Below are 239 nucleotides of genomic sequence, written 5' to 3'. Positions count from 1 at the left end.
AACCTGCCCATGGCTAGATCACCGGGTTTCGGGTCTATACCCTGCAACTTAGCGCCCAATTAAGACTCGGTTTCCCTGCGGCTCCCCTATGCGGTTAACCTTGCTACAGAATATAAGTCGCTGACCCATTATACAAAAGGTACGCAGTCACCCCCATAAAGAAGGCTCCCACTGCTTGTACGTACACGGTTTCAGGTTCTGTTTCACTCCCCTCGCCGGGGTTCTTTTCGCCTTTCCCT

The 239-nt window shown here is 52.3% G+C and carries 1 rRNA gene; it reads right to left on the bottom strand.

Features of this window, described 5'->3' with window-relative positions:
- Positions 1–239: ribosomal RNA gene (locus FS690_RS18260) — 23S ribosomal RNA — on the bottom strand; the annotation flags it as partial.

Origin of the sequence: Pantoea sp. PSNIH1, assembly GCF_007680655.1 — a bacterium.
In the GTDB taxonomy this organism is placed as follows: Bacteria; Pseudomonadota; Gammaproteobacteria; order Enterobacterales; family Enterobacteriaceae; genus Pantoea; species Pantoea eucrina.
Note: the sequence above shows the minus strand (reverse complement) of the source record. Positions and strands in the feature narration are given on the sequence as shown.